Below are 26,129 nucleotides of genomic sequence, written 5' to 3' on the forward strand. Positions count from 1 at the left end.
CGTCCTGTCGTAGTTCGGACTGCCCGGCGGCCCACCGCGTTCGTCGCACCTTGCCTTGCCGGCCGCCGAAGTCGAAGAGGTCGCTCGACAGATGGGGAGCTCGGTGTGCCGCACTTCGAGGGCTGGGAGAGCTCGCCGACCCGACTCAGAGCCTCAGCTCAGCGGCGGGCGCCCATGAACATGCCTTTGAGCGCGTCGTAGTGCTCGATCACGTGACCGGCACCCAGCACCACGGCCTCGAGCGGCACGTTCGACATCCGCACGGGCACCTCGGTCTCGCGTTCGATCCGCTCGGCGAGTCCGCGCAGGAGGCCACCACCGCCGACGAGGTACATGCCGCGCACCAGGAAGTCCTGCGACAGCTCGGGCGGCGCCTTGGACAAGCAGCGGATCACCGACGACACGATCGACGACACGACGTCTTCGATCGCGTAACGGACCTCTTCGGGCGTGAGGATGACCGTCTTGGGCAGACCGCTCATGAGGTCGCGTCCGCGGACCTCGGCCTGGGATTCCTGCGGCGTGGGATCGGCCGAGCCGATCGCCATCTTGATCTCTTCCGCGGTGCGTTCGCCGACGGCGATGCCGTGCTCGCGGCGGATGTAGTTCTGGATCGCGGCGTCGATGTCGAACGAACCGACGCGGACCGCCTCGAGTGCGACGATGCCGCCGAGGCTGATGACCGCGGTTTCGCTCGTGCCGCCGCCGATGTCGATGACCATGTTGCCGACCGGCTCGTCGATCGGCAGGTCGGCGCCGATCGCCGCGGCCATCGGCTGCTCGATCAGGTTGGCGTCGGCGGCGCCGGCACGGCGAGCGGCGTCGGTGACCGCGCGCCGTTCGACCTCGGTGATCGCCGACGGTACGCAGATGACCACCTTGGGTCGCGTGAATCGGCTGACGCCGACTCGCTGCAGCAGCAGCCGGATCATGCGTTCGGTGATCTCGAAGTCGGTGATCGCCCCACCACGGAGCGGCCGCACGGCGACGATGTAGCCGGGTGTGCGGCCGATCATCTGCCAGGCCTCGCGGCCGGTCGCGAGCACTTCGCCGGTCTGCCGGTTGAGTGCGATCACCGAGGGTTCGTTGAGGACGATGCCCCGACCCTTCATGTAGACGAGCGTGTTCGCAGTCCCCAGATCGATTGCGAGGTCACGTGCCACGGGCACCATCCTCGTCGTCGGCATCGTCGTCGACCTCATCGTCGGGCGACGCGTGCCGGCCTGCTGCGTTCTGGACCTGGTCGACGACCGGCCGGCGCGCCTCGGGTGACAGCGCGTCGATCTGGCGACGGAAGGAATCGACGCCGTCGTTGGCGCGACGCGACCTGACCAAGGCCGCCACGATGATCACGACCGCGACGGCCGAGATCAGCACCACGATCGTCGTGGTGGTCACTCCGGGGTTCCCCGGCCCGTGGCGGAACGGACCTCGGCGGCGTCGACCAGATCGGCGGCGTTGGTGCCCCAATCGGAGCCGCCCTCCCAGATCTCACGCTTCCAGACGGGCACCGAGACCTTGAGGGCGTCGATCGCGAACCGTGCGGCGGCGAATGCCTCGGGACGGTGCGGCGCCGAGACGGCGGCCACGACCGAACTCTCTCCGAGACCGAGCACACCGATCCGATGAACCAGCGCGATGCGGCCGACGTCGGACCAGCGGGCACGGGTCTCCGCGACGATCTCGGCGAGTTTCGGGACGACCATCTCGTCGTACGCCTCGTATTCGAGTTGGATCACGTCGGAGCGGCCTTCGGCGTGGTCGCGGACGGTGCCGCTGAACAGGACGACGGCGCCGCAGTCGGGTCGGACACACCACTCGTACATCTCGCCGATCGGCAGCTCGGCGTCGGTCAGACCGAGCCAATCGTCGCCGGAGTCAGGTCGTTGCACATCGGCATCGTAGCCGTGCGCGCTGGCGCGCGACGTCCGTGTCCGTTGCGTCTTCACTACGATCTCCTCTCGGTGGAGCCAGGACCCGTACCCCCTCACGAACGAACGTGGCGACACCCGTCGGAAGTCGCCGCCCAGGAACGTGCGCTGCTCGTCGCCGAGCCGTCGCCGCGCGGTGCCCGATTCCTGGCCCTGACGACCGGCGCACTCGGGCTGATCGCCGTCGGTGCGCTCATGATCGCGATCACCCCGAAGCCGTCCGACTCGCCGATCGCGCTGATCGCCAGCACCACGCCGTCGGCCGCCGCACAGGGCATCGGCCGTTCCGTGTCCGCCGCCTCGCTCGAGCCCGTGGCCACCGACCGGGTCGGGCTCCGCGCCGAGCCCGACGGTGTACTCGCCACGCCGATCGGCGACGGACGGTTCGCACTCGTCACGCGAGCCAGCCTGGCCGGTACCGAGCGGACCATCATCGACGTACGACTCCCGTCGGGCCGGACATCGGCCGGATCGATCGTCACCGCCTCGGGCGACACCGTCGTCGTGGCCCTCATGAACGCCGAACCCGGCCACGCGATCGCCAGCGATCGCCCGAGCGGGCGCGAGCTTGTGACCGTGATGGCGACGCCCCCGATCACGGTCGAGTTCGACGATGTCGACACGTTGGCGGTCGAGGAGGGCACGCCGGTGGTCGACCGCGACGGCCATCTCGTCGGCATCTGCAGCCGGCAACGGAATTCCGAGCGGGTCTGGTTGATCGAGGTCAGCGAAGCGCTCGACGACGCCACCAGCGTCGTCCCATGAGCGTCGCCACCACGCCGGCGACCACCGCGCCGCCGATCATCGCACCGAGCGCCAACTCCTGACGGCGCTTCGGCGTCACCATGGTCCACCACTTGGCCTCGGTGCCCTCGACGTAGGCCTGTTCGTTGGTCACGGTCGGCACCCAACCGGCCGCCCTCAATTTGTCGTTGGCGACGACCCACGACGCACGCGTGTACGAGCGGAGACCTGGCGGGATCGGACCGCGCTGGAAACGCCACCTCAGACGGCCGACGACGTCGGCGACCCTCGATGGCAGCGGGAGGCGGAAACGCTGGCCGGTCAGTGCACGGACGCGGTCGCCAGGGATGCTGCCGTCGGGGGCCACGTTGTAGACGTCGTCGAGTCGTTCGGTCACCGCGAGCGCGACGGCACTCGCGACGTCGTCGTGGTGGACGAACTGGGCGTCGGGGTCGGACTCACCGAACGGTTGCCCGTAGCCGGCGGTGAGCGCTCGCGCCAGTGACGATGTCCCGTCGGCGGCGATCGGTACGGCCGGACGCAGCATCGCCACGCTGCGATCGGGCTCGGCGACCCGCCACACGTCGACCGTCTCCTCCGCCGCCGCGAGCTGTCGGGCGTAGACGAACGCCGGCTCGGGACGCAGCACGGCCGCCTCGGTCAGCGGCACCGGGTTGTTGGCGACCGCTCCGTACACCATCGCCGAACTCAGCACCACGAGATGTGTCGCACTGAGGACGGCGGCGTCGGTCAGGAGTTCGGTGGCGCCGGCCGTGACGCTCGCGCCGCGCTGACCGAGCACGTCGTGGTCGGCGATCCCCACATCGACGATCGTGTCGAACGGTCCCATGTCGGGCGTTGCGGGTGAGTCACCGGACGCGATCACGACGTCGAAGCCGTCGAGGGCCGAGAGTTGGTCGGCCACGCGCCAACCCAGGTGTCCACGCACCCCACGCACGTACACCCTCCGTCGCGGTCGGTCGAGCATCGCTCCTGCCACGTCGGCGACGCTACTCCCCCGCGCGGCAAACCATCCGCCGACCCGTAGCATCGATGGCATGGCCGACGGCCCCGACAACCTCCCGAGCGACGATCGAGACGACGAGCGCGGAGACGGAGCGCCGGACCCTTCGCTCAACCCGTTCGCGGCGATGCCCATGTTCGGCGATCTCGCCAAGGCGCTGCAGGGCCAAGGGCCGCTCAACTGGGACGCTGCCCGCCAGTTCGCGATGCTCGGCGCCACCCAGGGCGAGGCCGAGCACAACGTCGATCCGACGGCACGGATCGCCTTCACCGATCTGGCTCGCATCGCGGCGATGCACGTCAACGACGTCACCGGGGCCGACACCGAGTTCCCCGAGCCGCGTGTCGTCACGCGTAGCCAGTGGGCGGCGGAGACACTCGACGCCTATCGACCGCTGTTCACCGACATGGCGACCTCGCTCGGGCAGCAGCCCGGCGGCGACGACACCGACGCATCCGGCGACCCGATGATGCAGATGATGGCCGGCCTCAACCGCATGATGGCGCCGGCGATGATGGGCATGTCGGTCGGGTCGATGGTCGGCACCCTGTCGCAACGCGTGTTCGGGTTGTTCGATCTTCCGATTCCACGTGACCGGCACGAGGTCGTGCTCGTCGGGCGCACGATCGACGAGTTCGCCGCCCAGTGGGAGATCCCGCTCGACGAGATGCGACTCTGGGTACTCGCCCACGAGCTCTCCGGTTTCCGAGTCCTCTCGATCCCGCATCTGCGTGACGAACTGACCAGCCTGGTGCGGGCCCACGTCGGCGGCTTCCGACCCGACCCGTCGGCCATCGCCGACAAACTCGGCGGGTTCGATCCGTTCGGTGGCGGCGACGACCCGATGCAGGCACTGCAGCAGGCGTTCTCCGATCCCGAGATCCTGCTCGGTGCGGTCGAATCCCCGGCGCAACGAGAGCTCCAGCCCCGACTCGATGCCGCCGTCGCTGCGGTCGTCGGCTACACCGACTGGGTGGTCGACGCGGTCGCCGTCCGGGTCGTCGGTGGCGACGCGTTGCGAATCGCCGACGCGGTGCGGCGCCAACGCTCCGGGTCGACGCCCGACGACCAGTTCGTCGAGCGGCTGCTCGGCATCCGTGTCGGCGAGTCGCAGGTCGTGCGCGGCAAGTCGTTCGTCCAAGGCGTGGTCGACCGGGTCGGCGAACACGAACTCACCCGCCTGCTCGATCTGCCCGACTCGATGCCGACACCCAACGAGATCGAGGCGCCGGGGCTCTGGATCGCTCGCGTCAGCGGCGACTGATCGGCGCGCCGGGCGGCACGTTGATCCCGGCCACGTAGTTCACGACCGCGGCGGCACAGACCGCTCCGACCAGCATGAACCCCACGCTTCCCGGCATCTCGAGCAGCACCGGGAGCACCGCGGCGATCACCCAACCGAGCTGGAACCTCGTCTCGAACCGGGCGAACGCCTGACCACGGTTGGTCTCGGGTCCGTCACGCTGCACGATGCTCTCGAACGACAGCCGGCAGATCGCCGCAGCGAAGCTCACGACGGCCGCGACGGCGATGCCTGCGTTCGACCCGCCGATGACCGCGGCCACGAGTCCGGCGACGGCCGGAAGACCGAGTGCGAGCGTGATCATGCGCTCCTCGTGGATCACACGCCTCAGCCGGGGTGCGCTCGCGTTGCCCACCATCGTGCCGAGCGACGACATACCCACCGCGACGCCGAGCAGGAACTTGTCGTCATCGCCCTCCCCACGGAACAGGAAGGCGAGGTGGAACAGCATGAAGCCCGCGGCGCCACGAAGGATGAGCATCGCCACCCAGGCCAACTGCAGGCTCGTCGTCGTGGCCTCGGCACTCGCCGCGGACGGTGCGTCGGGCCGGATCACCAGCTCGCGGGGCAGGCTGAACGAGGTGAACAGCGCCACGCCGAACAACGCGGCGCCGTAGACCAGGGTGGCCGCCGTGCCGACCCCGAACTGCAACGCCGCGGCCGGAGCGACCGCGATCGCACCGGCGACACCGGCGATCAGTCCGAGCTTCGAGTTGGCCTCCACCAGTTCGGTCTCGCTGCGCACGACCGCAGGTACGAGCGCCGACTTCGAGACCACGTACGTCTTCTGCAGCACGAGCGCCACGAACACCAGCGGGAACAGCGCGATCTCGTCGACGAAGCGGATCATCAGCAGCTGGATCACGATCCTGGCGGCTGCGGCCACCTGGACGATGAACCGCCGACCGCCCCGCACCCGATCGATCAGCGGTCCGATCATCGGGGCCACGAGCAGGAACGGCGCGAAGCTCACCAGCAGGAAGGCGAGCACCTTGGAGCGCGCACCATTGGGGTCGACGTCGAAGAAGAACGAGTCGGCGAGGGCGACGACCATCGCGGCTTCGCCGCCCATCATCGCCGCATGTGTGAAGGCGAGGCGCTGGAACCGAGATCGTCCGTGGCGCGTCACGGAAGCGATCGTAGGACCGTGGGAGTCGGCGAGGCGTCATCACCTCGTGTTCGCCCTCCCGTCGATCGGACGTGGTCGTCGCGCCACCGGAACGTCACCGAGTGGCGATCAAGTCTCCATGTCGAGGTTCGAAACTCCACACGTGTCGTTCATCTGAGGACGAGACACTCGTGCCGTGACCGAACGTCGGCTGCGAATCCACTTCGTCTGGACCGGGCGTCACTTCCCCTATCATGCGCGCCTCGCCGTCGAGTCGGCGATCGTGGCCGAACCGGATGCTGCGATCGAAATCCACATCGTCGGCGAGCCGCCGACGACCGTCGACTTCGAGGCCGTGCGGCGCCGCCCCGAGGTGACCACCAGGTGGTACACACTCCCGACGCTGTTCGAGCGCTGCCCGACGGGACAGGGCCCGCTCCTCGACCTCGTCGCCCGTATCCCCGACGGTGCGGCGTCCGCAGTGAGCAACCTCGTCCGGCTGGCGGTGCTGTGGGAGCGCGGCGGCATCTACCTCGACACCGACGTGCTCGTACGCCGGCGCCTGACTCGCCCCGGCGAGGCAGGTTCGTTCGTCGGGTGCGAACTGGTCTGGGGCCAGAATCGACGTCGAGTCGCCGGCGCGTTCGGCACTCGGGAGGCGCTCAGAGCGATCCCCTGGGCAGTCGACTGGACGGGCCGGCGCCTCGATTGCAGGCTGACGCACGGTTCGATCGGCCTCGCCGCCCGGCCCCCCGTCGGCGTGCGGCACCAGGTGAACAACGCGGTGATCGGCGCACCCGCCGGATCGTCGTTCGTCCGCCGGGCGCTCGACGGGGCGCTCGACACCGACCCCACGGTCCGGTACGCACTCGGCCCCTCGCTGCTCGACGACGTCGCCCGCTCTCACCCGGCGACGGTCACGGTCCACCCACCGTCGCGGTACTACGCCGTGCCGCCGGGACAGAGCTTCCGGTGCTTCGAGGATCGTACGCTCACCCTGCCGCCGGACGCCCACGTGATGCACTACGTCGCGAGCAACCACCGACGCCTGCTCCGAGAGCTCAGGAGCGATGATGTGCGATTCGTCAACCGCTCCGAGCCGTTCTGGCGCGAGGCTCGGCGGGTTCGCGAACAGATGCGTCGAACGTCGGACGACCGGATGCTCGTCCGGTGACGAGTGCGTTCGTTCGGCGCACCGGGATGCTGGCCGCCGGCCAGGCGGCCGTCAAGTCGACCCAGTTGGTGTTGGCCGTCGTCCTCGTCAGGATCCTCAGCCCGACGGAGTGGAACGAGACGTCGTTCCTCCTCTCGATCTACCTGGCTGCGACCGTGATCGGTTCGCTGCACCTCCACCACGGGCTCCTGTACGTCGTCCCACGGGTCGACGTCGAACTTCGACGGAGTCTCGTGCTCCGCAACATCGCCCTGCTGCTCGTCGTCGGTGTCGCGATCGCGGTCCTGCTCACCGCCGCCGCCCCGCTGGTCTCCGGCGGTCGGCTCGGCGACGCCGCTCACCTCCCTTGGCTCGGGCTGGCGATCGCGCTCGAGCTACCAGCCGCGAGCGTTGCGATGACGCTGGTCGCCGACCAGCGATTCGGCTCCGCGGCGCTCTGGGACGTCGCCGGCACCGCCCTCGTGATCGTGTCCACCGTCGTCGGCGCCACGATGTGGTCGGGAGCCGGCGGTGTGCTCGGGGGCCTGATCGCTTCAGGGACCGCCCGGCTGGTCGGGGGCCTTTGGTGTGTCTGGAGCGTGCTGCCCCGCGGCGGGCGGGCGCCGACCGCGGTGCTCGCCCGCCAGCTGCTGTACAGCATCCCGCTCGGGCTCACGGCAACCGTCTCGATCCTGAACCGGCTCGTCGACAAGTGGTTCATCGCCGTGTTCGACGCCGGGAACTTCGGCGTGTATGCGATCGCCGCCCAGGAGGTTCCCCTCCTCGCGGTGCTCCCCTACGCCGGCGGCACTGCGCTCGTCACGGCGCTCATCGGGGCGTTCCAGCACGGTGAGATCGGCGTTGCGCGTGCGCACTGGCTCCACCTGACAATGACGATGTCCGCGATCGTGGTCCCCCTCGGAACGGCCATCATCCTGATCGCTCCCGAACTCCTCACGGTCGTGTTCACCAGCGAGTTCTCGACGGGCGTGGTGCCGTTCCAGCTGTTCACGTTCGTCACGCTGCACCGGGTCGCCGAGTACGGGATGCTCCTGCGGGCGGCGGGACGCACGCGTGACCTCCTCGTCGTCGCATCGATCACGCTCGGCAGCAACGTCCTGCTCGCCGGGTTCGGCGCCTGGCTCGGCGGCATGACCGGAGCGTCGATCGGCACCGTGATCGCGAGCGGGATCGGTTGGTGGGTCGCGCTCCGGTTCATCGCTGCGGCGCTCGAGGTCCCCGTTCGCGACGCGTTCGCGTGGCGGGCGTGGTTGAGTTGTGTCGCCATCGCCACGCTGGCGGCCGTTGTCGCCCAAGTCACGGCCGACCTGTGGACCGACGGGGTGGCCGCGCGACTGATCATCAAGCTGGCCATTTTCGTCGCCGTCTTCACGAGCGGCCTTCGGTGGTGGCGAACACAACCCGGTTCCGCGCCGCCCACCGCCGTCACCGCGCCGGAGCTCCCCGACCGACGTGCTCGACCAGGAGTCCCGACATGACCGAGTGCACCCGCGTCCAACGTCGACAGAAGGTCATGCCGCACCGACCTCGGCGCCGCGTCGTCACTTCACGGCGCCAGCCCGGCGTGCTGTTCCAGTTCCTGGCCAGTCAGAGTGTCGGCCAGGCCGCCGACGCGATCACGGCGATCGTCCTCGCCCGCCTGTTGATCACCGGCGACGACGACGGGCTCGACCCGCAGGCGCTGATCCACACCCTCGGCGTGGCCGCTGTCCCGTACGCGATCGTCGGACCCCTGTCCGGCGTCGTCGCCGATCGCTGGAGCCGCCGGCGACTCTTGGGCGGCGCGCACCTTGCCCGTGCGGTGACGACCCTGGCAGCGATCATGGCGATCTCTCTCGACGACAGGGCGATCGGACTCGTGGCCGGCGGTCTGCTCCTTTCGCTCGCTCGGCTCGTCTACACGCTCAGGGCCGCCTCGCTGCCGGCTGTGGCCGCGTCGGGCCGACTCGTCGAGGCCGACGCCCGTTCGCTGCTCGTCGGCATGCTCGCCGTCCTGCTCGGCGCGTCGTTCGGAGCACTCGGCGCAGACGGCGCCCCGGTGCTGATGCTCACGATCGCCTGCTGCGGTCAGCTGATCGGCGCAGCGGGCTTCGTCACGCTCCCACGAGGGCTCGGTGGGCGTTCAACAGGCCCCGATGCGTCGATCGCCGAGATCGCCCGCCGGCTCGGCCGACTCGTCACGTCGGCTCCGACGCGTTTGGCGATCGTGCTGACGAGCCTGCATCGCAGCCTGCTCGGCGCACTGTTCGTCACGTTCGTCCTGCTGGCCGCCTCCGAGCTGGGCATGGGGTCCGACGCCTACATCTTCGCGCTCGGCGTCTCGGGGATCGGCTCGTTCGCCGGCACCCTCACGGCACCGGCCGCAGCCCGCACCCTCGGCTCGCGGCGGCTGGCCATTGCCGCATTCCTGTGCCCCGGCGTCGTGGTCGTCGCGATCACCTCGATGCGGTGGCCGCCGATCATCGCCCTCGCCGTGTGTGCATCGTTCTTCGTGTTCCAGAACCTCCGGGTGAGCACCGATGCGACGGTGCAGGCCCACATCGCGAGCGATGCCCGTGCCCGTGTGTTCTCGATCTACGACGCGGCCTACAACCTCAGCTACTTCGGTGGTGCGCTGGTCGCGGTCACGCTCGGCGCAGCCACGGCTCCGATGACCGCCTTCCTGACGATCGGCAGCATCGATCTGTTGATCGGGCTGACGCTCGCCGCCGGCCGGGTCGAGCTCTTCGTCCCCCGTGTCGCTCCGACGAAAGGAATCCATGCTGCAACGTCGAAAACGTGATCGCCTCGACCGACTCACCGACGGTCCACTCCGGGTCGCGATCGTCTCCGAGTCGTTCCTTCCGTCGGTGAACGGTGTCACCAACTCGGTGCTCCGAGTGATCGAGCACCTCCGTGAACACGGCCACGAGGTGCTCGTGATCGCACCGGGCCCTGGTGAGGAGTGGTACGGCGACGTGCCCGTCGTCCGGGTCAGAGCGTTCGACGTGCCGCGCTACGAGGATCTGCGGGTGGGCATGCCACTGGCGCGTCTGACGTCGGTGCTGCGCGACTTCCGACCCGACGTCGTGCACCTCGCGGCCCCGGCCGTGCTGGGAGCGGCGGGCCTGAGGGCAGCCCGCCGGCTCGGCGTGCCGACCGTGGCCGTGTTCCAGACCGATCTGGCAGGCTTCGCACGACGGCACGGCCTCGGACGGGTCTCGGACGGCATCTGGAACTACCTGCGGTGGGTCCACGGCCAGGCCGACCGAACGCTGGCCCCGTCGACCTCGACCGTGTGGGCCCTGCGAACCCGCGGCGTGCCGAACGTCCATCACTGGGCCAGGGGCGTCGACCTCGAACGATTCGATCCACGACACCGATCGGCCGACCTGCACCGGTTCCTCGCCCCGAACGCCGAGGTGCTCGTCGGCTACATCGGGCGGCTCGCCCGGGAGAAGCAGGTCGAGCGGCTCGCCCCGCTGGCCGACCTCGACGGCGTGCGACTGGTCGTCGTCGGCGACGGTCCGGAGCGAGCCGAACTCGAGCGGGAGCTCCCGACGACCCGCTTCGTCGGCTTCCAGAACGGGGCGGACCTCAGTCGACTCCACGCGACGCTCGACGTGTTCGTCCACACCGGAATCGATGAGACGTTCTGCCAGGCACTCCAGGAGTCAATGGCCTCGGGTGTCGCGGCCGTCGCACCGAGTGCCGGGGGCCCGATCGATCTCGTTCGGCACGGCCAGACCGGCTACTTCTGGTCGCCGGAGGCCCCCGAGACGCTCGTCGGCGCGGTCGCAGAGCTGGCCGGCGATGCCGAGCTCCGTGCCCGATTCGGTGCGGCAGCACGCGCGGATGTCGAACATCGCCCGTGGGGCTCGATCATGGACGAGTTGCTCGGTCATTACCGAACGACCGCCACGGCGGCTCTGGGCGAGGACCTCGACGCCGACTCGTTCGTCGCCTGACACCATGCACATCGTCCAGCTCGCGAACTTCCACGGGCCCCGGTCCGGCGGCTTGCGCACTGCCCTCGACGCCCTCGCCACCCGGTACGCGTCGGCCGGACATCGATGCACACTGATCGTTCCGGCCGCCGAGCATCACGTCTCGGCGACCGCGTGGGGATCGGTGATCGGCGTCGCAGCGCCGGTGATCCCCGGGCTCGGCGGCTATCGCGTGGTCACCGACGTGAAGCGGGTCGACTGGCTCCTGACGCGGCTTGCTCCCGATGTCGTCGAGCTCTCCGACAAGACGACGCTCGTGCGTGCCGCCGGCCGGGCGCGACGACGCGGCGCATCGGTCGTGCTGCTGTCCCACGAACGCCTCGACGCCGTGCTCGGGCACGTCACCCGGCTCGGCGGGTTGGTGAGCGCTCCCGTTCGCCGATTCGACCGCTGCCTGGTCGCCGACGTCGATGCCGTCGTGTGCGCATCGCGATTCGCCGCCGCGGAGTTCGACGGGGTGCCGTGCCAACGGATCGAGCACATACCGCTCGGCGTCGATCTGGAGCGGTTCACACCCCGGACCAACGGCCGGAGGCCCGGCCCGCTCCGCCTCGTCTCGGTGGTCCGCCTCTCCCCCGAGAAGTCGCCCCACCTGCTGGTCGAGACGAGTCGAGCCCTCGTCGAGCGCGGGGTGGAGCACGAATACCTCGTGCTCGGCGACGGCCCCCGTCGACGACGGCTCGTCGCTGCGGCACATGGTCTGCCGATCCGATTCGCCGGTCATTGCGCCGATCGACAGGCGGTCGCAGCGGCGATGTGCGATGCGGACATCGGCATCGCTCCCGGACCGAACGAGACGTTCGGGTTGGCCGCGCTCGAACTCCTGGCATCCGGCACGCCCGTGGTCGTTGCCGACCGGGGGGCGCTCCCCGAGGTGATCGGTACCGGCGTCGGTCTCACGGCGCCGGCGACCGGGGCCGGCTTCGCAGCGGCGATCGCCCGCTTGGCGGCAACCGTGATGTCGCCGACGGCTGAGGAAACGATCCGCGCCGACGCCCGCCGACACGCCGAGCAGTTCGACTGGGACGTGGCCGCCGGTTCGTTCCTCGATCTCTTCGCGCAGTTGCGGTCGGGCACGCCCGACGGGGCTCAGCGGGAGGCGGCGACGGTCGGGCGCTCGTACTTGTAGCCGAGCCCCCGGATCGTCACGATCCGCTGCGGGGAGCCGGGCGAGTGTTCGACCTTCGACCGAAGACGCTTGATGTGCACGTCGAGCGTCTTGGTGTCACCGACGTAGTCCGCGCCCCAGACCCGATCGATCAGCGTCTCGCGCGTCATCACTCGTCCCGCGTTGGCCAGCAGCAGGTGCAGCACCTCGAACTCCTTCAGCGGCAACGAGACCACGTCGCCGTCGACGGTGACGCGATGTTCATCGGGGTCGAGTTCGACCGTGCCGACCCGGATCGCGCTGTCGGACGGGATCTCGAGCTCGCCGGTCGGGTCCGCAGCCGAACGGCGCAGCAGGGCCCGGATTCGGGCGATCAGCTCGCGGATCCGGTACGGCTTCGCGACGTAGTCATCGGCACCGACCTCGAGTCCGACCACCGTGTCGATCTCGCTCGCCTTCGCAGTCACCATGATGATCGGCACCGCGCTCGTCGCCCGGATCTGCCGGCACACGTCGATGCCCGAGATGCGTGGCAGCATCACGTCGAGCAGCACCAGGTCGGGGGTGACCTGTTCGAACCGTTCGAGCGCCATCACGCCGTCGGTGGCGACGTGGACGTCGAATCCCTCACGCGTCAAGCTGATCTGCAGCGCGTCGACGAAGCTCTCCTCGTCTTCGACGATGAGGATCGTGGGCTGGCTCATGCGACTCCTTCTTCGTGGTCGTTCTTCTGGTCGTTCTTCTGGTCGTTCTCGGATTGATGGCTCACGCCGGCGTCGAGCAACGGCAGACGCAGGGTGAAGGTCGAACCTTCACCCTCGATCGAGTCGACCGAGATCGACCCACCGTGGTTGGACACGACATGCCGCACGATCGAGAGACCGAGGCCGGTGCCGCCGGTCGACCTGCTCCGTGCCCGGTCGACCCGGTAGAAGCGCTCGAAGACCCGGTCGAGATCGCGGCGTGGGATGCCCGCACCTTCGTCGATGACGGCGACTTCGACCGTGTCGGCATCCGGCCGAACACGAATCTGGACGACGTCGCCGGGATCGCTGTACTTCACCGCGTTCTCCAGCAGGTTGCCGACCGCCGACGACAGTTGGCGACGATCTCCGTGCACGACGGCGCGTTCGGCGTTCGGTCCATCAGGTCCGACAGAATCGAGCGTCGACAGCGAGATGTCGCTTGCGGCGGCCAGTTCGGCGACACGACCGACTGCGTCGATCACCACGTCGGACATCCGGACCGGACCGAAGTCACGCTGCTCACCACTCTCGATCTGCGACAGCTCGAGCAGATCGTCGATCGTGTGCGACGCCCGATCGGCCTCGCCCTGCATCCGACGGACGACCCGCTGGACGATCTCCGGGTCGTCGGTGCCCACGAGCGTCTCGGCCAACACCATCAGAGCGCCGATCGGTGTCCGAAGTTCGTGCGAGACGTTCGCCACGAAGTCGGTGCGCACCTGGTCGACCCGACGACGCTCCGTGATGTCGGTGACGAACGCGACCGCTCGACCGTCGTCGAGCGGTTCGGTGACGACGTGCACGACCCGGCGGGGTGGACCGAAGAAGTCGAGCACCTCGTCGCTGTGCGCACCGCGGGCGGCGATCATGAGGTGCTGCGTGACCGCGCCGTCGATCAAGGCGCCGACGTGGGTACCGGCCAGCGCCTCGGCGGCCGGGTTCCGGTACTCGACCACGCCGTTGCTGCCGGCGATCACCACACCGATCGGCTGGCGCTCGAGCGCTCGCTGGAAGAGTGTCGGCTCCGCCGGAGGCGGCGACACCGTGACGACCCCCTCGCCCGGGGGCACGGCCATGGTCGCCCTGGCCCACGACCACCCGGCAAGAAAGACGACGACCGCCCCCGCAACCATGAGGACCGCCATCGGCATGGTCAATCGGCGCCTTCGTCCCCTGCGGATGTCGCTGCACCGACTCGCGCCTTGTGACGGAGCGCCGCGTCGTGCTCGGGCAACCATCCGGTCTTGATGTAGAGCACACGCTGACTGATGTTGACCGCGTGGTCACCGAGGCGCTCGTAGAACCGGGCGACCATGGCCATCTGCACCCCGACCTGGAGGTCGATGTGTCCGGCGGCGTGGCTCTCGAAGATCTGCTGGATCAGTTGGCGATGCAAGTCGTCGAGGTACTCGTCCATGTTCGGGATCGCTGCCGCTGCGACCTCGTCGTTGGCCATGTACGCCTCGACGACGTTCTTGTACTCCTGCTGCGCCTGATCGCTCATCCGCTGGATGATGCCGCGCAACTTCGGGTCGAGATCGTGTCCGTAGATGCGGCGCGCCGCCTTGCAGATGTTGCAACACAGGTCGGCGGAACGCTCGATCTCCGGTGCCAGCTTCAACGCAGCTGCGAGGTTTCGGAGGTCGCCGGCCACCGGAGCCTGCAACGCGAGCAACCGGAGCGCCTGCTCCTCGATGTCGATCGCCCTGGCGTCGATCTCGTCGTCGCCGCGCAGGACGTACTCGGCCCCCTCGAGGTCCTGTTGGAGCAGGATCCCGGTGACCCGCGGGATCAGTTCCACCACTGAGGCGCCCAGTCGGGCGATCTCACTCCGCACGCTCTCGAGGTCGCTGTGGAATTCATGTCGAAGGTCGTTCATCAGCCGAACCGTCCCGTCACGTATTGTTCCGTGCGCTCGTCATCCGGGTTGGAGAAGATCTTCGCCGTCGGGTTGAACTCGATGAGCCGACCGGTTCGACGGTCGCTCTCGGCGTTGACTTCGGTGACGAAGAACGCCGTCCGGTCGCTGACCCGGGCTGCCTGCTGCATGTTGTGAGTCACGATCACGATCGTGTAGTCCGACTTGAGTTCCTGCATCAGTTCCTCGATCCGGGTGGTGGCGATCGGATCGAGCGCTGAACACGGCTCGTCCATCAGCACCACGTCGGGGTTCGTCGCGATCGCCCTGGCGATGCAGAGGCGCTGCTGCTGCCCGCCCGACATCCCGAGCGCCGACTCCTTCAGACGATCCTTGACTTCGTCCCAGATGGCCGCCTTGCGCAACGAGCGCTCGACGATCTCGTCCATCTCCGGGCCCTTCTTGGCGAGCCCGCTCAGGCGGGGACCGTAGGCGATGTTGTCGTAGATCGACTTCGGGAAGGGGTTCGGCTTCTGGAACACCATGCCGATCCGCCGGCGCACCTCGACCGCATCGACCTTGGGGTCGTAGAGGTCGACGCCGTGGTAGCGGAGGCCGCCGGTGACCCGCGCCGACTCGATCAGGTCGTTCATCCGGTTGAAGCAGCGCAGCACGGTCGTCTTGCCACAACCCGACGGGCCGATGAAGGCCGTGATCTCGTTCTCGCGGATGTCGAGGTTGACCTCCTTCACCGCCAGGAACTCGCCGTAGTACACCGCGAGGTCTTCTACCCCGAACACGACGCTGTTGTGGTCGGCGGTCTCGTCGGTGGCTCCGTGCCCGATGTCGGGCGCCGGGGCGTGCTGGTTCCGGATTTCCTCGGTCATGTTCACGTCCATCTGTCTTGGTGTCCTTGCTCCAGTGTTGCTCATCCGCGCTTCTTCTCGAAATGGTTCCTCAGGAGGATCGCCGCCATGTTCATCGCGAGGACCAGGCAGAGGAGCACGACGATCGCGCCGGCGGCGGCGCCGAAGAACCCCTCGTCACGGCCACGCTGTCCGACCCAGGTCACGATCTGGATCGGCAGTGCGGTGAAACGTTCACGAAGTTGGGTCGGGTCGGCCAACGACGGGTTGTTCGTCAGGCCACCGCTGATCGCACCGATCAGGATCAGCGGAGCAGCCTCGCCGATCGCCCGCGACATCGCCAGCAAGCTGCCGGTGAGAATGCCGGGGGCGGCGTACGGGAGCACCTGGCTCCGAATCATCTCCGACTTCGTGGCACCGACGCCGTAGGCGCCCTCCTTGAGGCCCTGCGGCACGGAGCGGATCGCTTCCTGGGCGGTGATGATCACGATCGGCAGCACGAGGATGGCCATGATGAGGCCCGCCGACGCGACAGTCGGACCACCGGTGATGGTCACCAACCAGCCGAGCGGGAGGAACCCGAGGATCTCGTTCCGCTCGACGAAGAGGAACAGGCCGAGCAGGCCGTAGACGACCGACGGTACGCCGGCCAGGTTGCGGATCGCGAGCTCGATCATCGAGTTGAGCCGGCTCTTGTGTGCGTACTCCTCGAGATACAGCGCAGCGGCGATTCCGGTCGGGAAGGCGATCACCGCGACGAAGATGCCGATCCACAGCGAACCATACAGCCCCTGGTGGACGCCGAGTTGCTCGTCGATCGAACGAGACCGGAGGGTGCCGTTCAGGAAGTCGATGGGACGGGTGGTCAGGTGGAACCAGCCGTCGTCGACGACGGTGTAGATCAGTACCCCGATGAGGAGCAGCGAGATCAGGAGGCAGAGCGAGATCAGCGAACGAAAGACGACACCGGAGGTGTCACGTTGCTTGCGTTCCAGGGCTTCGAGCCCGCGTCGCGCGCTGCCACCGATGGTGGATGTCATGGCCATCGTCGATCCTCTCAGTACTGCTCGCGGACGCGGGCGACGAACTTGTTGCCGATGATGTTGAGCACCAACGTCATGATGAAGAGCACCAGTCCGACGAAGAACAGGCTCTGGAACGTGAGGTCTTCCCCGACGACGGCGTCGGTTCCGCTGGCCAGCGATGCCATCGCTGCCGTCATCGTCAGGCTGCCGTCATACGGAGATGCCGTGTAGATCGCAGCGTCCGCAGCACCGCCGGCCATGAACACGACCATCGTCTCGCCGAGCGCACGGGAGATGGCGACGATGAACGCCGCGACCAGGCCGGAGACCGAGGCGGGCAACACGACCCGGAGGGTGGTGGTCACCTTGCGAGCGCCGATGCCCGCAGACGCTTCGCGAAGCGCATCGGGCACCGCTTTCATAGCGTCTTCCGAGATCGACGCAACGAGTGGGATGGTCAGGATGCCGACGGCGATGCCGGCTGCCATGATCGAGCCACGGCCGCCTTCGCCACCGATGCGACCGACGACCGTCGGGGCGATCCAGGAGAGAGCGAAGAAGCCGAGCACCACCGACGGGATGCCGGCGAGCACCTCGAGGCAGGGCTTCAGGATGCGGCGGGCGCGAGGCCTGGCGTACTCGGAGAGGTAGATCGCGGAGCCGAGCCCGATCGGTCCGGCGACGAGCATCGCGATCCCGGTGACCCAGGCACTCGCGATCAGGAGCGTCGGCATGTCGTACAGACCACGACGCGGGAACCAGCCAACCTGGCCCCAGGTGGTCGACCAGTCGATGTCACGCATGAACACCCACGCCTCGGCGAACAATGCGTAGATGATGAGGGTGGAGATGACGATCGAGAAGAGCGCCGCCCCGAGCAGGCTGAATCGGATCAGACGTTCACGCCGCAGACGTGGCGCCGACCCCATCAGGGCCGACAGCGTCACGGGACTCGCTGTTTGGGTGATGTCGGACATGTGCGAAGAACCTACTCCTGTCGAAAGTGAGCGTGACCCGAGCCGAGGGGGGACGGCTCGGGTCACGCTCAGGGGACACCGGGGTGTCGGTCAGCCGGCCCAGGCGGCGCGGGTGGCGGCCTTGGCGTCGTCGGCGAGTGCGACGTATCCGACTTCGGCGACGGCCTGGTCGAGACCGTCGGCCATGTAGAAGTCGACGAACGCCTGGACCTCAGGACGCTCCGAAGCACTGGCGTTGTTGACGTAGATGAACAACGGACGAGCGATCGGGTACTCAGCCGACGCAATCGTCTCCGGCGTCGCATCGATACAACCCGACTCACCATCATCGACCTGCAACAACTTCACGCCCTCGGCGTTGGCAGCAAAGGCATACCCGACCCAACCGAGGCTGGTATCGGCACCCTGGATGCCCTGCAGGATCACGTTGTCGTCACCCGACGGGTTGTAATCCGGACGGGTCGTCGCATCCTGACCACGCTCATCGGCGAAGTCCTCCAACACGATCTCCACGAAGCTGTCGAACGTCCCCGACTCCTCACCAGGACCGAAGATGTCCAGCGGCGCATCCGGCAGATCGCCGGCACCACCGAGCTCAGCCGAAATGGCATTGCCATCTGACCAGCTCGTGAACCCGGTCGATTCCGGACCGATCAGCGCATACAGATCAGCGAACGTCACACACTCCACCGGGCTCCCGGTGTGCGTCATCACACCGATGCCGTCGATACCGACCTGCAACTCGGTGAACTCGATGCCATTCTCCGCACACGTCGCAGCCTCTTCGTCCTTGATCGCACGAGACGCATCCGAGATGTCGGTCGCACCATCACAGAACAGCGCGAACCCGTCACCGGTACCAGGACCATCAACCGAGATGTTCACATCCGGATACACCTCATTGAACAACTCCTGCGTCCGAACCGAAATCGGCTCCACCGTCGACGAACCAGAAATCACGATCTCACCCGACAAGTCGGCGGGTGCTGCGTCCTCGGTCATGTCCTCGCTCATGTCATCGGTCGTGTCGTCGGCCGGAGCATCGTCGGCCGGTGCCTCGCCGGCCCAGGCGGCGCGGGTGGCGGCCTTGGCGTCGTCGGCGAGTGCGACGTATCCGACTTCGGCGACGGCCTGGTCGAGACCGTCGGCCATGTAGAAGTCGACGTAGGCCTGCAGCGCCGGGTTGGCAGCGGCATTCGCGTTGTTGACGTAGATGAACAACGGACGAGCGATCGGGTACTCAGCCGACGCAATCGTCTCCGGCGTCGCATCGATACAACCCGACTCACCATCATCGACCTGCAACAACTTCACGCCCTCGGCGTTGGCAGCAAAGGCATACCCGACCCAACCGAGGCTGGTATCGGCACCCTGGATGCCCTGCAGGATCACGTTGTCGTCACCCGACGGGTTGTAATCCGGACGGGTCGTCGCATCCTGACCACGCTCATCGGCGAAGTCCTCCAACACGATCTCCACGAAGCTGTCGAACGTCCCCGACTCCTCACCAGGACCGAAGATGTCCAGCGGCGCATCCGGCAGATCGCCGGCACCACCGAGCTCAGCCGAAATGGCATTGCCATCCGACCAGCTCGTGAACCCGGTCGATTCCGGACCGATCAGCGCATACAGATCAGCGAACGTCACACACTCCACCGGGCTCCCGGTGTGCGTCATCACACCGATGCCGTCGATACCGACCTGCAACTCGGTGAACTCGATGCCATTCTCCGCACACGTCGCAGCCTCTTCGTCCTTGATCGCACGAGACGCATCCGAGATGTCGGTCGCACCATCACAGAACAGCGCGAACCCGTCACCGGTACCAGGACCATCAACCGAGATGTTCACATCCGGATACACCTCATTGAACAACTCCTGCGTCCGAACCGAAATCGGCTCCACCGTCGACGAACCAGAAATCACGATCTCACCCGACAAGTCACCAGCGGGCTCGTCGGTCATGTCGTCGCCGGTGTCCGGCTCCGACGTCTCCTCGCCGGACGGCTCCGCCGCCGGGCTGTCATCGTCGTCGCCACCACATGCGGCGAGGACGAGGGACGCTGCCATCGCACCAGCGAGGAAGCGTTTCGAAGAAAACTTCACGTTGTCACTCCAATCAGGATGTTCACGGGTCGTGAGATCCCATGACCTCACGACGGTGACGCTACGAGTCCAAGGTGAACGGATGCCGGGCGCTCAGGTGAACGCTGACTGAACACACGCGTCGGATCTCGGGCACGCTGACCAGGGGTTCTTCACCCCGAGTTCACCTCCGCCCGCGCAGAGGGCCACGTTGGACGTCGATGCGCCAGAAGATGAACGGACGGTGACGTCAGCGGCGACTCTGGTGTTGGCGTTCGACGGCCCAGCGGTACATCCGCTCCTGGGCGTCGGGCCCGAACTCGTCGGGGTCGCCACATCGCTCCCACGAGTCGTCGGGCTGGAGTTCCCAGCGAACGATGTCGTCGGCCAGATCGAACTCGAGCACCTGATCGAGCCACTCGCGGTGCTTCGGGTGGTCGATCGGCACGAGCACCTCGACGCGACGGTCGAGGTTGCGCGGCATCAGGTCGGCCGAACCGATGAGGTACATCGGTTCGTCATCGGCACCGCCGTGTTCGAACCGGTAGATACGACTGTGTTCGAGATACCGGCCGAGGATGCTCCGGACACGGATGTTCTCGGACAGACCGGGTACACCCGCCCGCATCGTGCAGATCCCGCGCACGATGCCGTCGATGCGCACGCCGGCGTCGCTCGCTTCGTAGAGGGTGTCGATCACCGCGATGTCGGCGACCGAGTTGCACTTGAGCGTGATGCGGCCCTCGGCGCCGAACGACGCCTCGTGCTCGATCAGGTCGATGAGCTGGCGTTTGAGATCGCGGGGCGCCACCAGCAGGGTGCGGTACTCCTCGCTGCGGCTGTAGCCGGTGAGGTGGTTGAACAGCTGCGTCGCGTCGGCGCCGATCTCGTTGTCGCAGGTCAGGAAGCCGAGATCTTCGTAGAGACGGGCCGTCTTGGAGTTGTAGTTGCCGGTGCCGATGTGACAGTAGCGACGCAGCTGATCGCCGTCGTCACGGACCACCAGGATCACCTTCGAGTGGGTCTTCAATCCGACCATGCCGTAGACGACGTGCACACCGGCGCGTTCGAGCTGCTTGGCCCACTGGACGTTGTTGGCCTCGTCGAAGCGCGCCTTGAGTTCGACCAGCACGGCGACCTGCTTGCCGCGCTCGGCAGCACGGATCAGGCTCTTGATCATGTTGCTGTCGCCGCCGGCGCGGTACAGGGTCATCTTGATCGACTGCACCCGCGGGTCCTCGGCCGCCTGCTCGAGGAACGCCTCGACGCTGCTGGAGAAGCTCTCGTACGGATGGTGCACCAGCACGGCACGGTCGCGCATCACCGAGAAGATCGGCCGATCGGTGCCCTCGGCGAGGAACAGTCGACCGGCGGTGACCGGCGGCCACGCACGATCTTTGAGCTCGGGCCGATCGAGGGAGTGCAGCTGCCACAGACAGCTGAGATCGAGCAGGGCGCGGTGACGCGACACGTTGCGCGGGTCGAGTTCGAGCTCGCGGACGAGGAGTTCGAGCAACTCGTCGCCGATCTGCCCTTCGACTTCGAGTCGGATCGCCTTGTTGAACCGGCGCTTGCGCAGCTCGAGTTCGACGGCTTCGAGCAGATCGTCGGCCTCGTCCTCTTCGAGGGTCAGGTCGGCGTTGCGGGTGACCCGGAACACCGCCCACTCCTCGACCACCATGCCGACGAAGAGCGTCGAGAGGTGGGCGCCGATGACCTCTTCGGCGGGCACGAACCGGCCGTCGCCCAGCGGGATCAACCGCGGGAAGACGTCGGGCACCTTGAGCCGGACGAACCGGCGCTCGGCCGTGACGGGGTCGGCGACGTGGGCGGCGAGACTCAGCGCGAGGTTGGAGATGTACGGGAACGGGTGGCCCGGGTCGACCGCGAGCGGGGTGAGCACCGGGAAGATGCGCTGCTCGTAGAACTCGCGCATCGTGGTGCGGTCGACGTCGGACAGACGGTCCCACGAGACGATCTCGATGCCCTCGGCAGCGAACGCCGGCACGAGTTGATCGACGAAGATGTCCTCTTGCCGAGCGAGCATCTCGGGCACCTTGGCCGAGACCTCGACGAGTTGTTCGAGTGGCGTGCGGCCGTCCCACGTGCGGTCGTCGATGCCGGCCGCGACCTGGTCGCGGAGTGCGGCGACACGAACCTGGAAGAACTCATCGAGGTTGGTCGCGAAGATCGCACAGAACTTGGCTCGTTCGAGCAGCGGGATGGTCGGCTCGGCAGCCAGCTCGAGCACCCGCTCGTTGAAGTCGAGCCAGCTCAGCTCGCGATTGAGGACGCGATGGGTCAGATCGCCCATGTCATCGAACGGCGCATCGGCGAGCTCGGTCATCGATGCGTCGGGATCACGCCTCGGCGTCTTCGGGCAGACCGAGTTCCCACTCGAGCGAGATCAACTCGCGCTCGGCGTCACGGTTGATGCGCTCCTTGTTGCGCCGGAACTGCGGATCGTCGCGCGGCAACAGCACCAGCCGGGCCAGCGCCCGAGCTCGGAACTCGTCGAGGACCTGCCGCTCTCCCCAGTCGCCGTAGACCTCCCAGTGCGGTGACACCGGTCCGAGGTAGGCGATGCGGGCGTGCGCACGCGGTGCTGCTTCTTCGACGACGTCGGTCATGGCAGCGAGTGTACCGCTCGGACCGATCGACGGAACAGGGGCCGACACCGGAGGGTTGCCGCTGGCACCATCGGTGTGTTCCGGATGCCCCTTTCGAGGACAACGGCGCCCGAACGGACGGTGACGTATCACCCAGATTGATGACAAAACGATGAACGGCGCGGAAACATCCCCCCAATCGATGGACCATTCTTTACAGTTCTGTTACAGTGCGACGTCAAGCGGGAACCAAGATGCGTGCCGGAACGTCAAGAAGGGTAATCCAACCGGCAACCGGCACCGAAGAAGGTTCGGGGCACCATCACATGAGTCGGCCGAGGCGCCGATCGTCACACCCCAGGAGGCAGTAGATGAACACGAGCCCACTCCCCGATCCCGACTCGGCGACCGCATGGATGGCCGACGGCTCCTGTCGGATGTACCCGCCCGCCACGTTCTTCCCGAGCGACGGCGTCGGCGTCGACAAGGCCCGCAAGATCTGCGCCGGCTGCCCGGTCATCGACACCTGCCTCGAGCATGCGCTCGAGCATCGCATCGAGCACGGCGTCTGGGGCGGCTGCAGCGAACGTGAGCGCCGTCGGATCCTGAAGCGCCGACGTCTCGCCGCCGAGGCCCACACCAACTGACCGGCCGGTCACACCGGACGGCCGGTCACCCCATCGAACCGGCGACCGCGCCGGAACACCCCAGACGCGCAAAACGGCCGGGCGCCCGAAGGTGCTCGGCCGTTGACGTCGGTCGCCGAGGCGACCGGCGGAGGATCAGGCCTCCTTTTCGGCGTCCTTGTTCTCTTCGAGCCCCTCGGACAGACCGTCCTTGAACTCCTTCTGCGCCTTTCCGAGGTTCTTGGCCAGCTTGGGGAGCTGAGAACCACCGAAGACGAGCAACACGATGACGAGGACGATGATCCATTCGGAACCACTAGGCATGCCGACAGCCTAACCCTCAGGCGCCGATGATGCTGCGCGCGGCCTGAGCCCGCTGGCGGCGGATGCGGCGACGCTCGCGCTCGGAGAGTCCGCCCCAGATGCCGAACTTCTCGCCGTTCTGCAATGCGAACTCGAGGCACTGACCGCGCACGACACAACCACGACAGACCTCTTTGGCCTCACGGGTGGATGCGCCACGCTCCGGGAAGAACAGGTCGGGATCGACGCCGAGGCAGTTGGCATCGTCCTGCCAGTTCTCCTCGAGCTCTCGTGGATGGAGCATGTCCTCGGCGATCGCGCCGGGGCTGTTGCCGTTGGTCGTGTTGGTCATGGTTTGGGACCCCCTGCCATGGTTCCCGCTTGCCCACCGGTGATGAGCACGTTCGATTGACCGCCTCGTCGATTGAGGTGACGGTGTAGTTACAACGATGTGATTCTCGCATACCATACCGCCTTCCCGCAAGGGTGCATTTCGCGAGTTCGTGACCTGGGTTGTCGCGCGGTTGTCGATGGTGCCCGTCGGCCTGCCCACTCGAACCCACCCAGCGTGGTCGACTGCGCGCGATCTAGCCGGCGCGCCGGTGCGTCATCCGGCGACGATGCTCGAGAAAGTCGACGAGCACATAGTCACCGAGCGCCTCGTTCGTGGTGTAGAACGCCCGCCCGCCGTTGAGCTGCGTCATCTGCTCGATGAAGGCGGTCAGCGCGCTCGTCGCGTCGAGCACGAACGTGTTGATCCGGATCTGGTCGCGGGTGCAACGCACCACCTCACGCAGGGTGGCCTCGACCGTCTCCCGCACGGGCGGGTAGTTGAAGTACACGTCGCCCTGGGGCGTGATGTGCGCCGTCGGCTCGCCGTCGGTGATCATGATGATCTGCTTGCTGCCACTCTGTTTGGCGAGCAGCTGGCGGGCGAGCGTGAACCCGTGGTGCATGTTGGTGCCGTACACGAAGTCCCACGACACTTCCGGCAGCTGCTCGGGCGTGACCACCCGTGCGGTCTCGCTGAACCCCACCAGCCCCAGGTAGTCGCGTGGGAACTGTGTGGAGATCAGGTGGTGCAGCGCCATCGCGACCTTCTTGGCCGGCAGGAAGTTGTCGCGCATCGGCATCGACATCGACAGGTCGAGCATCAGCACCGTCGACGAACGCGTCAGGTGTTCGGTGCGCTCGATCTCGAAGTCGTCGGGTCGCAGGTCGACGGGCGTGCCCTGGCCACCGCGACGGAGCGCGTTGCGGATGGTCCGGTGCAGATCGAGCTGGAACGGGTCACCGAACTCGTAGGGCTTGGTCTGGTAGGTCCGCTCGTGCCCCTGGCCGAACTGGTGGATCTGGTGCTGGCCGACGTGCTCCTTGTTCAGACTCGTGAACAGGTCGCGCAGCGCGTTCGAACCGATCGCACGCAACCCCCGGGGCGTCAGTTCGAGACGACCCTCCTTGTTCTCGATCAACCCGGACTCCTCGAGCATCTTCGTCAGCTGGCTGAGCCGCTCGAGCGACTTGGCGGCATCGTCACCGAGCAGTTCCCGCACCCGGTCGAGATCCGCCTCGGCCAACGCCCCCGGATTGGTGGCGTTCTGCAAGAGGTGCTCGAGCTGGTCGAGGTCGCCGAGGTCGGCCATCGCCTGCATGGCCTGCGACATCCCCATCGGGTCCTGGCCCTCGAACTCGTAGGACTGTCCCCAGTTCATCTGCGGGAACATCTGCTGCAGATTCGAGCCGAGCTGCTGCATCTGCCACTGGAGGTCCATGTCCTCCATCAGCTGGTCGGAGAGCTGCTGCAGCTGGGCCCGCTGCTCGGGGGACATCGAGTTGAGCATCGCCTGCATGGCCGCCATCCGGCGTGCCATCTGCTCGAGCAGCTCCTCCACGTTCTCCGGGTTCTCGGGGAAGAAGTCGCCGTACTCCTCCATGAACCGGTCGAACGTCTCGGTCGTGTCCTCGCCCGCCTGATGCTGCTCGAGCATCTCGTTGAGGGCCGCCATCATGTCTTTCATCCGAGCCATGTCGTCGGGCGTCATGTTCTGCATCCCGTCCGACATCTGGTCGACCGCCTGCTGCATGAGCTGCTCGCGCAGCTGATCGAGCATCTGCTCGAAACGACGCTGCGCCTCGGCCGACTCGAAGTCGTACGCGCTGAGCTCCCTGACCTTGCCGGCCAGGTCGTTCGGCATCAGGTCGAGGCGCATGTTCCGCTCGGCAGCGGTCGTGCGGGCCGCGTCGGCGCGACGCTCGTCACCGCTCGTCTCGGCGTCACGCACCGCATTGTCGATCGCGTGTCGCTCCTCGTCGATGATGTCGTCGAGTTGATCCGCGATCTCGTCGTAGACGCCACCGAGATTCGAGCGGTCGAGCCGGTCCTGGCGCTCCTCGCGCAGGCGCTCCATCATCTGGCGAAGGCCGTCGAGCCGGTTCCCGTCGGCATCACGCATGCCTTCCTGCATCATGCGACGGAGCGCCGCGTTGACGTCGCCGTGGTACAGCAGCTCATCGGTCAACTGGTCGAAGAGCAGGTCGGCGTCGAGATCGAAGCCGCGCTGCGTCCCGTCCCACCGCGAATAGCTGAACCGGGGTGCCATCCGGCCACCGTACCGCGGCCTGCGACGGTGGACCCGACGGGGCACGGCGGCAGCAT

25 protein-coding genes are annotated in these 26,129 nt (G+C 67.3%); 8 read left to right on the top strand and 17 right to left on the bottom strand.

Translation table 11 applies throughout. The annotated features are described in order from the left end of the window. Positions 1-158: 158 nt before the first annotated feature. From R8G01_10460 to R8G01_10470, 3 genes are read right to left on the bottom strand one after another with little or no spacing between them, the layout of a single operon-like run. A complete protein-coding gene (locus tag R8G01_10460; protein MDW3214410.1) occupies positions 159-1,172 on the bottom strand; it encodes a rod shape-determining protein in 1,014 nt (337 codons plus the stop codon). Continuing rightward, positions 1,153-1,398 (bottom strand): hypothetical protein, encoded by a 246-nt coding sequence (locus R8G01_10465; protein ID MDW3214411.1) that lies wholly within the window; start codon positions 1,396-1,398, stop codon positions 1,153-1,155. The genes R8G01_10460 and R8G01_10465 overlap by 20 nt, the downstream gene beginning before the upstream one ends. Beyond that, a complete protein-coding gene (locus R8G01_10470) occupies positions 1,395-1,892 on the bottom strand; it encodes a molybdenum cofactor biosynthesis protein MoaE (GenBank protein MDW3214412.1) in 498 nt (165 codons plus the stop codon). The genes R8G01_10465 and R8G01_10470 overlap by 4 nt, the downstream gene beginning before the upstream one ends. Positions 1,893-1,964: 72 nt before the next feature. On the opposite strand from R8G01_10470, the gene R8G01_10475 reads away from it, so the two are divergent. Beyond that, positions 1,965-2,696 carry a hypothetical protein gene (locus tag R8G01_10475; protein MDW3214413.1) on the top strand — a complete coding sequence of 244 codons (732 nt, stop codon included), beginning with the start codon at positions 1,965-1,967 and terminating at the stop codon, positions 2,694-2,696. Here the strand turns inward: R8G01_10475 and R8G01_10480 are convergent. After that, complete coding sequence (locus R8G01_10480; GenBank protein MDW3214414.1) at positions 2,656-3,675, bottom strand: NAD-dependent epimerase/dehydratase family protein; 1,020 nt, start codon at positions 3,673-3,675, stop codon at positions 2,656-2,658. The genes R8G01_10475 and R8G01_10480 overlap by 41 nt on opposite strands. A 58-nt stretch (positions 3,676-3,733) precedes the next feature. Here R8G01_10480 and R8G01_10485 point away from each other — a divergent pair, with 58 nt between their 5' ends. After that, positions 3,734-4,963 carry a zinc-dependent metalloprotease gene (locus tag R8G01_10485; protein MDW3214415.1) on the top strand — a complete coding sequence of 410 codons (1,230 nt, stop codon included), beginning with the start codon at positions 3,734-3,736 and terminating at the stop codon, positions 4,961-4,963. Here R8G01_10485 and R8G01_10490 read toward each other — a convergent pair. After that, on the bottom strand, positions 4,950-6,131 hold the full coding sequence (locus R8G01_10490) for an MFS transporter (GenBank protein ID MDW3214416.1): 1,182 nt from the start codon (positions 6,129-6,131) through the stop codon (positions 4,950-4,952). The genes R8G01_10485 and R8G01_10490 overlap by 14 nt on opposite strands. Before the next feature lie 175 nt (positions 6,132-6,306). On the opposite strand from R8G01_10490, the gene R8G01_10495 reads away from it, so the two are divergent. The 5 genes from R8G01_10495 to R8G01_10515 are packed head-to-tail and all read left to right on the top strand — an operon-like array spanning position 6,307 to position 12,399. Then, positions 6,307-7,284 carry a glycosyltransferase gene (locus R8G01_10495; protein ID MDW3214417.1) on the top strand — a complete coding sequence of 326 codons (978 nt, stop codon included), beginning with the start codon at positions 6,307-6,309 and terminating at the stop codon, positions 7,282-7,284. Continuing rightward, a complete protein-coding gene (locus R8G01_10500; GenBank protein MDW3214418.1) occupies positions 7,281-8,762 on the top strand; it encodes a lipopolysaccharide biosynthesis protein in 1,482 nt (493 codons plus the stop codon). The genes R8G01_10495 and R8G01_10500 overlap by 4 nt, the downstream gene beginning before the upstream one ends. Further along, positions 8,759-10,066: a hypothetical protein gene (locus R8G01_10505; protein ID MDW3214419.1), complete on the top strand. Its 1,308-nt coding sequence runs from the start codon at positions 8,759-8,761 to the stop codon at positions 10,064-10,066. Before R8G01_10500 ends, R8G01_10505 begins: the two co-directional genes overlap by 4 nt. Beyond that, positions 10,044-11,231 carry a glycosyltransferase family 1 protein gene (locus R8G01_10510; protein MDW3214420.1) on the top strand — a complete coding sequence of 396 codons (1,188 nt, stop codon included), beginning with the start codon at positions 10,044-10,046 and terminating at the stop codon, positions 11,229-11,231. The genes R8G01_10505 and R8G01_10510 overlap by 23 nt, the downstream gene beginning before the upstream one ends. A 4-nt stretch (positions 11,232-11,235) precedes the next feature. Continuing rightward, positions 11,236-12,399, top strand: a complete 1,164-nt coding sequence (locus tag R8G01_10515; GenBank protein ID MDW3214421.1) for a glycosyltransferase — start codon at positions 11,236-11,238, stop codon at positions 12,397-12,399. Here the strand turns inward: R8G01_10515 and R8G01_10520 are convergent. From R8G01_10520 to R8G01_10560, 9 genes are all read right to left on the bottom strand, one after another. Further along, positions 12,360-13,082 (bottom strand): response regulator transcription factor, encoded by a 723-nt coding sequence (locus tag R8G01_10520; GenBank protein MDW3214422.1) that lies wholly within the window; start codon positions 13,080-13,082, stop codon positions 12,360-12,362. The genes R8G01_10515 and R8G01_10520 overlap by 40 nt on opposite strands. After that, positions 13,079-14,275 (bottom strand): ATP-binding protein, encoded by a 1,197-nt coding sequence (locus R8G01_10525; GenBank protein ID MDW3214423.1) that lies wholly within the window; start codon positions 14,273-14,275, stop codon positions 13,079-13,081. The genes R8G01_10520 and R8G01_10525 overlap by 4 nt, the downstream gene beginning before the upstream one ends. 2 nt (positions 14,276-14,277) lie before the next feature. Beyond that, positions 14,278-15,003, bottom strand: a complete 726-nt coding sequence (phoU, locus tag R8G01_10530) for a phosphate signaling complex protein PhoU (protein MDW3214424.1) — start codon at positions 15,001-15,003, stop codon at positions 14,278-14,280. Beyond that, a complete protein-coding gene (pstB, locus tag R8G01_10535; GenBank protein MDW3214425.1) occupies positions 15,003-15,869 on the bottom strand; it encodes a phosphate ABC transporter ATP-binding protein PstB in 867 nt (288 codons plus the stop codon). The genes phoU and pstB overlap by 1 nt, the downstream gene beginning before the upstream one ends. 41 nt (positions 15,870-15,910) lie before the next feature. Next, on the bottom strand, positions 15,911-16,888 hold the full coding sequence (pstA, locus tag R8G01_10540; GenBank protein ID MDW3214426.1) for a phosphate ABC transporter permease PstA: 978 nt from the start codon (positions 16,886-16,888) through the stop codon (positions 15,911-15,913). Between the two features lie 17 nt (positions 16,889-16,905). Further along, positions 16,906-17,850, bottom strand: coding sequence for a phosphate ABC transporter permease subunit PstC (gene pstC, locus R8G01_10545; GenBank protein ID MDW3214427.1), 945 nt, complete (start codon positions 17,848-17,850; stop codon positions 16,906-16,908). 90 nt (positions 17,851-17,940) lie between these two features. Continuing rightward, positions 17,941-19,956 (bottom strand): substrate-binding domain-containing protein, encoded by a 2,016-nt coding sequence (locus R8G01_10550; protein MDW3214428.1) that lies wholly within the window; start codon positions 19,954-19,956, stop codon positions 17,941-17,943. Between the two features lie 229 nt (positions 19,957-20,185). Next, on the bottom strand, positions 20,186-22,282 hold the full coding sequence (gene ppk1 / locus R8G01_10555; GenBank protein MDW3214429.1) for a polyphosphate kinase 1: 2,097 nt from the start codon (positions 22,280-22,282) through the stop codon (positions 20,186-20,188). A 13-nt stretch (positions 22,283-22,295) separates the two neighbouring features. Beyond that, a complete protein-coding gene (locus R8G01_10560; protein ID MDW3214430.1) occupies positions 22,296-22,565 on the bottom strand; it encodes a hypothetical protein in 270 nt (89 codons plus the stop codon). Positions 22,566-22,915: 350 nt separating this feature from the next. Between R8G01_10560 and R8G01_10565 the strand changes: the two genes are divergently transcribed. Further along, positions 22,916-23,191 (top strand): WhiB family transcriptional regulator, encoded by a 276-nt coding sequence (locus R8G01_10565; GenBank protein MDW3214431.1) that lies wholly within the window; start codon positions 22,916-22,918, stop codon positions 23,189-23,191. Between the two features lie 135 nt (positions 23,192-23,326). Here R8G01_10565 and tatA read toward each other — a convergent pair whose 3' ends face one another. The 3 genes from tatA to R8G01_10580 all read right to left on the bottom strand — a co-directional run bounded on the left by tatA (position 23,327) and on the right by R8G01_10580 (position 26,073). Continuing rightward, positions 23,327-23,494: a twin-arginine translocase TatA/TatE family subunit gene (gene tatA, locus R8G01_10570; protein ID MDW3214432.1), complete on the bottom strand. Its 168-nt coding sequence runs from the start codon at positions 23,492-23,494 to the stop codon at positions 23,327-23,329. 16 nt (positions 23,495-23,510) lie between these two features. Continuing rightward, positions 23,511-23,825, bottom strand: coding sequence for a WhiB family transcriptional regulator (locus R8G01_10575; GenBank protein ID MDW3214433.1), 315 nt, complete (start codon positions 23,823-23,825; stop codon positions 23,511-23,513). 235 nt (positions 23,826-24,060) lie between these two features. Then, entirely contained in the window at positions 24,061-26,073 is a 2,013-nt protein-coding gene (locus R8G01_10580; protein ID MDW3214434.1) for a hypothetical protein, read from the bottom strand. Between the last annotated feature and the right edge of the window lie 56 nt (positions 26,074-26,129).

This window comes from Ilumatobacteraceae bacterium, assembly GCA_033344875.1.
Taxonomy (GTDB): Bacteria; Actinomycetota; Acidimicrobiia; order Acidimicrobiales; family Ilumatobacteraceae; genus Ilumatobacter.

What these genes read in the sequence shown, in the direction of transcription:
- R8G01_10510 (MDW3214420.1), top strand. Translation starts at nt 10,044, where the DNA reads ATGCTGCAACGTCGAAAACGTGATCGCCTCGACCGACTCACCGACGGT.
- R8G01_10485 (MDW3214415.1), top strand. Translation starts at nt 3,734, where the DNA reads ATGGCCGACGGCCCCGACAACCTCCCGAGCGACGATCGAGACGACGAG.
- pstA (MDW3214426.1), bottom strand. Translation starts at nt 16,888, where the DNA reads ATGACATCCACCATCGGTGGCAGCGCGCGACGCGGGCTCGAAGCCCTG.
- R8G01_10580 (MDW3214434.1), bottom strand. Translation starts at nt 26,073, where the DNA reads ATGGCACCCCGGTTCAGCTATTCGCGGTGGGACGGGACGCAGCGCGGC.
- R8G01_10520 (MDW3214422.1), bottom strand. Translation starts at nt 13,082, where the DNA reads ATGAGCCAGCCCACGATCCTCATCGTCGAAGACGAGGAGAGCTTCGTC.
- R8G01_10460 (MDW3214410.1), bottom strand. Translation starts at nt 1,172, where the DNA reads ATGGTGCCCGTGGCACGTGACCTCGCAATCGATCTGGGGACTGCGAAC.
- phoU (MDW3214424.1), bottom strand. Translation starts at nt 15,003, where the DNA reads ATGAACGACCTTCGACATGAATTCCACAGCGACCTCGAGAGCGTGCGG.
- pstB (MDW3214425.1), bottom strand. Translation starts at nt 15,869, where the DNA reads ATGACCGAGGAAATCCGGAACCAGCACGCCCCGGCGCCCGACATCGGG.
- tatA (MDW3214432.1), bottom strand. Translation starts at nt 23,494, where the DNA reads ATGCCTAGTGGTTCCGAATGGATCATCGTCCTCGTCATCGTGTTGCTC.
- R8G01_10525 (MDW3214423.1), bottom strand. Translation starts at nt 14,275, where the DNA reads ATGCCGATGGCGGTCCTCATGGTTGCGGGGGCGGTCGTCGTCTTTCTT.
- pstC (MDW3214427.1), bottom strand. Translation starts at nt 17,850, where the DNA reads ATGTCCGACATCACCCAAACAGCGAGTCCCGTGACGCTGTCGGCCCTG.
- R8G01_10565 (MDW3214431.1), top strand. Translation starts at nt 22,916, where the DNA reads ATGAACACGAGCCCACTCCCCGATCCCGACTCGGCGACCGCATGGATG.
- ppk1 (MDW3214429.1), bottom strand. Translation starts at nt 22,282, where the DNA reads ATGACCGAGCTCGCCGATGCGCCGTTCGATGACATGGGCGATCTGACC.
- R8G01_10515 (MDW3214421.1), top strand. Translation starts at nt 11,236, where the DNA reads ATGCACATCGTCCAGCTCGCGAACTTCCACGGGCCCCGGTCCGGCGGC.
- R8G01_10575 (MDW3214433.1), bottom strand. Translation starts at nt 23,825, where the DNA reads ATGACCAACACGACCAACGGCAACAGCCCCGGCGCGATCGCCGAGGAC.
- R8G01_10505 (MDW3214419.1), top strand. Translation starts at nt 8,759, where the DNA reads ATGACCGAGTGCACCCGCGTCCAACGTCGACAGAAGGTCATGCCGCAC.
- R8G01_10560 (MDW3214430.1), bottom strand. Translation starts at nt 22,565, where the DNA reads ATGACCGACGTCGTCGAAGAAGCAGCACCGCGTGCGCACGCCCGCATC.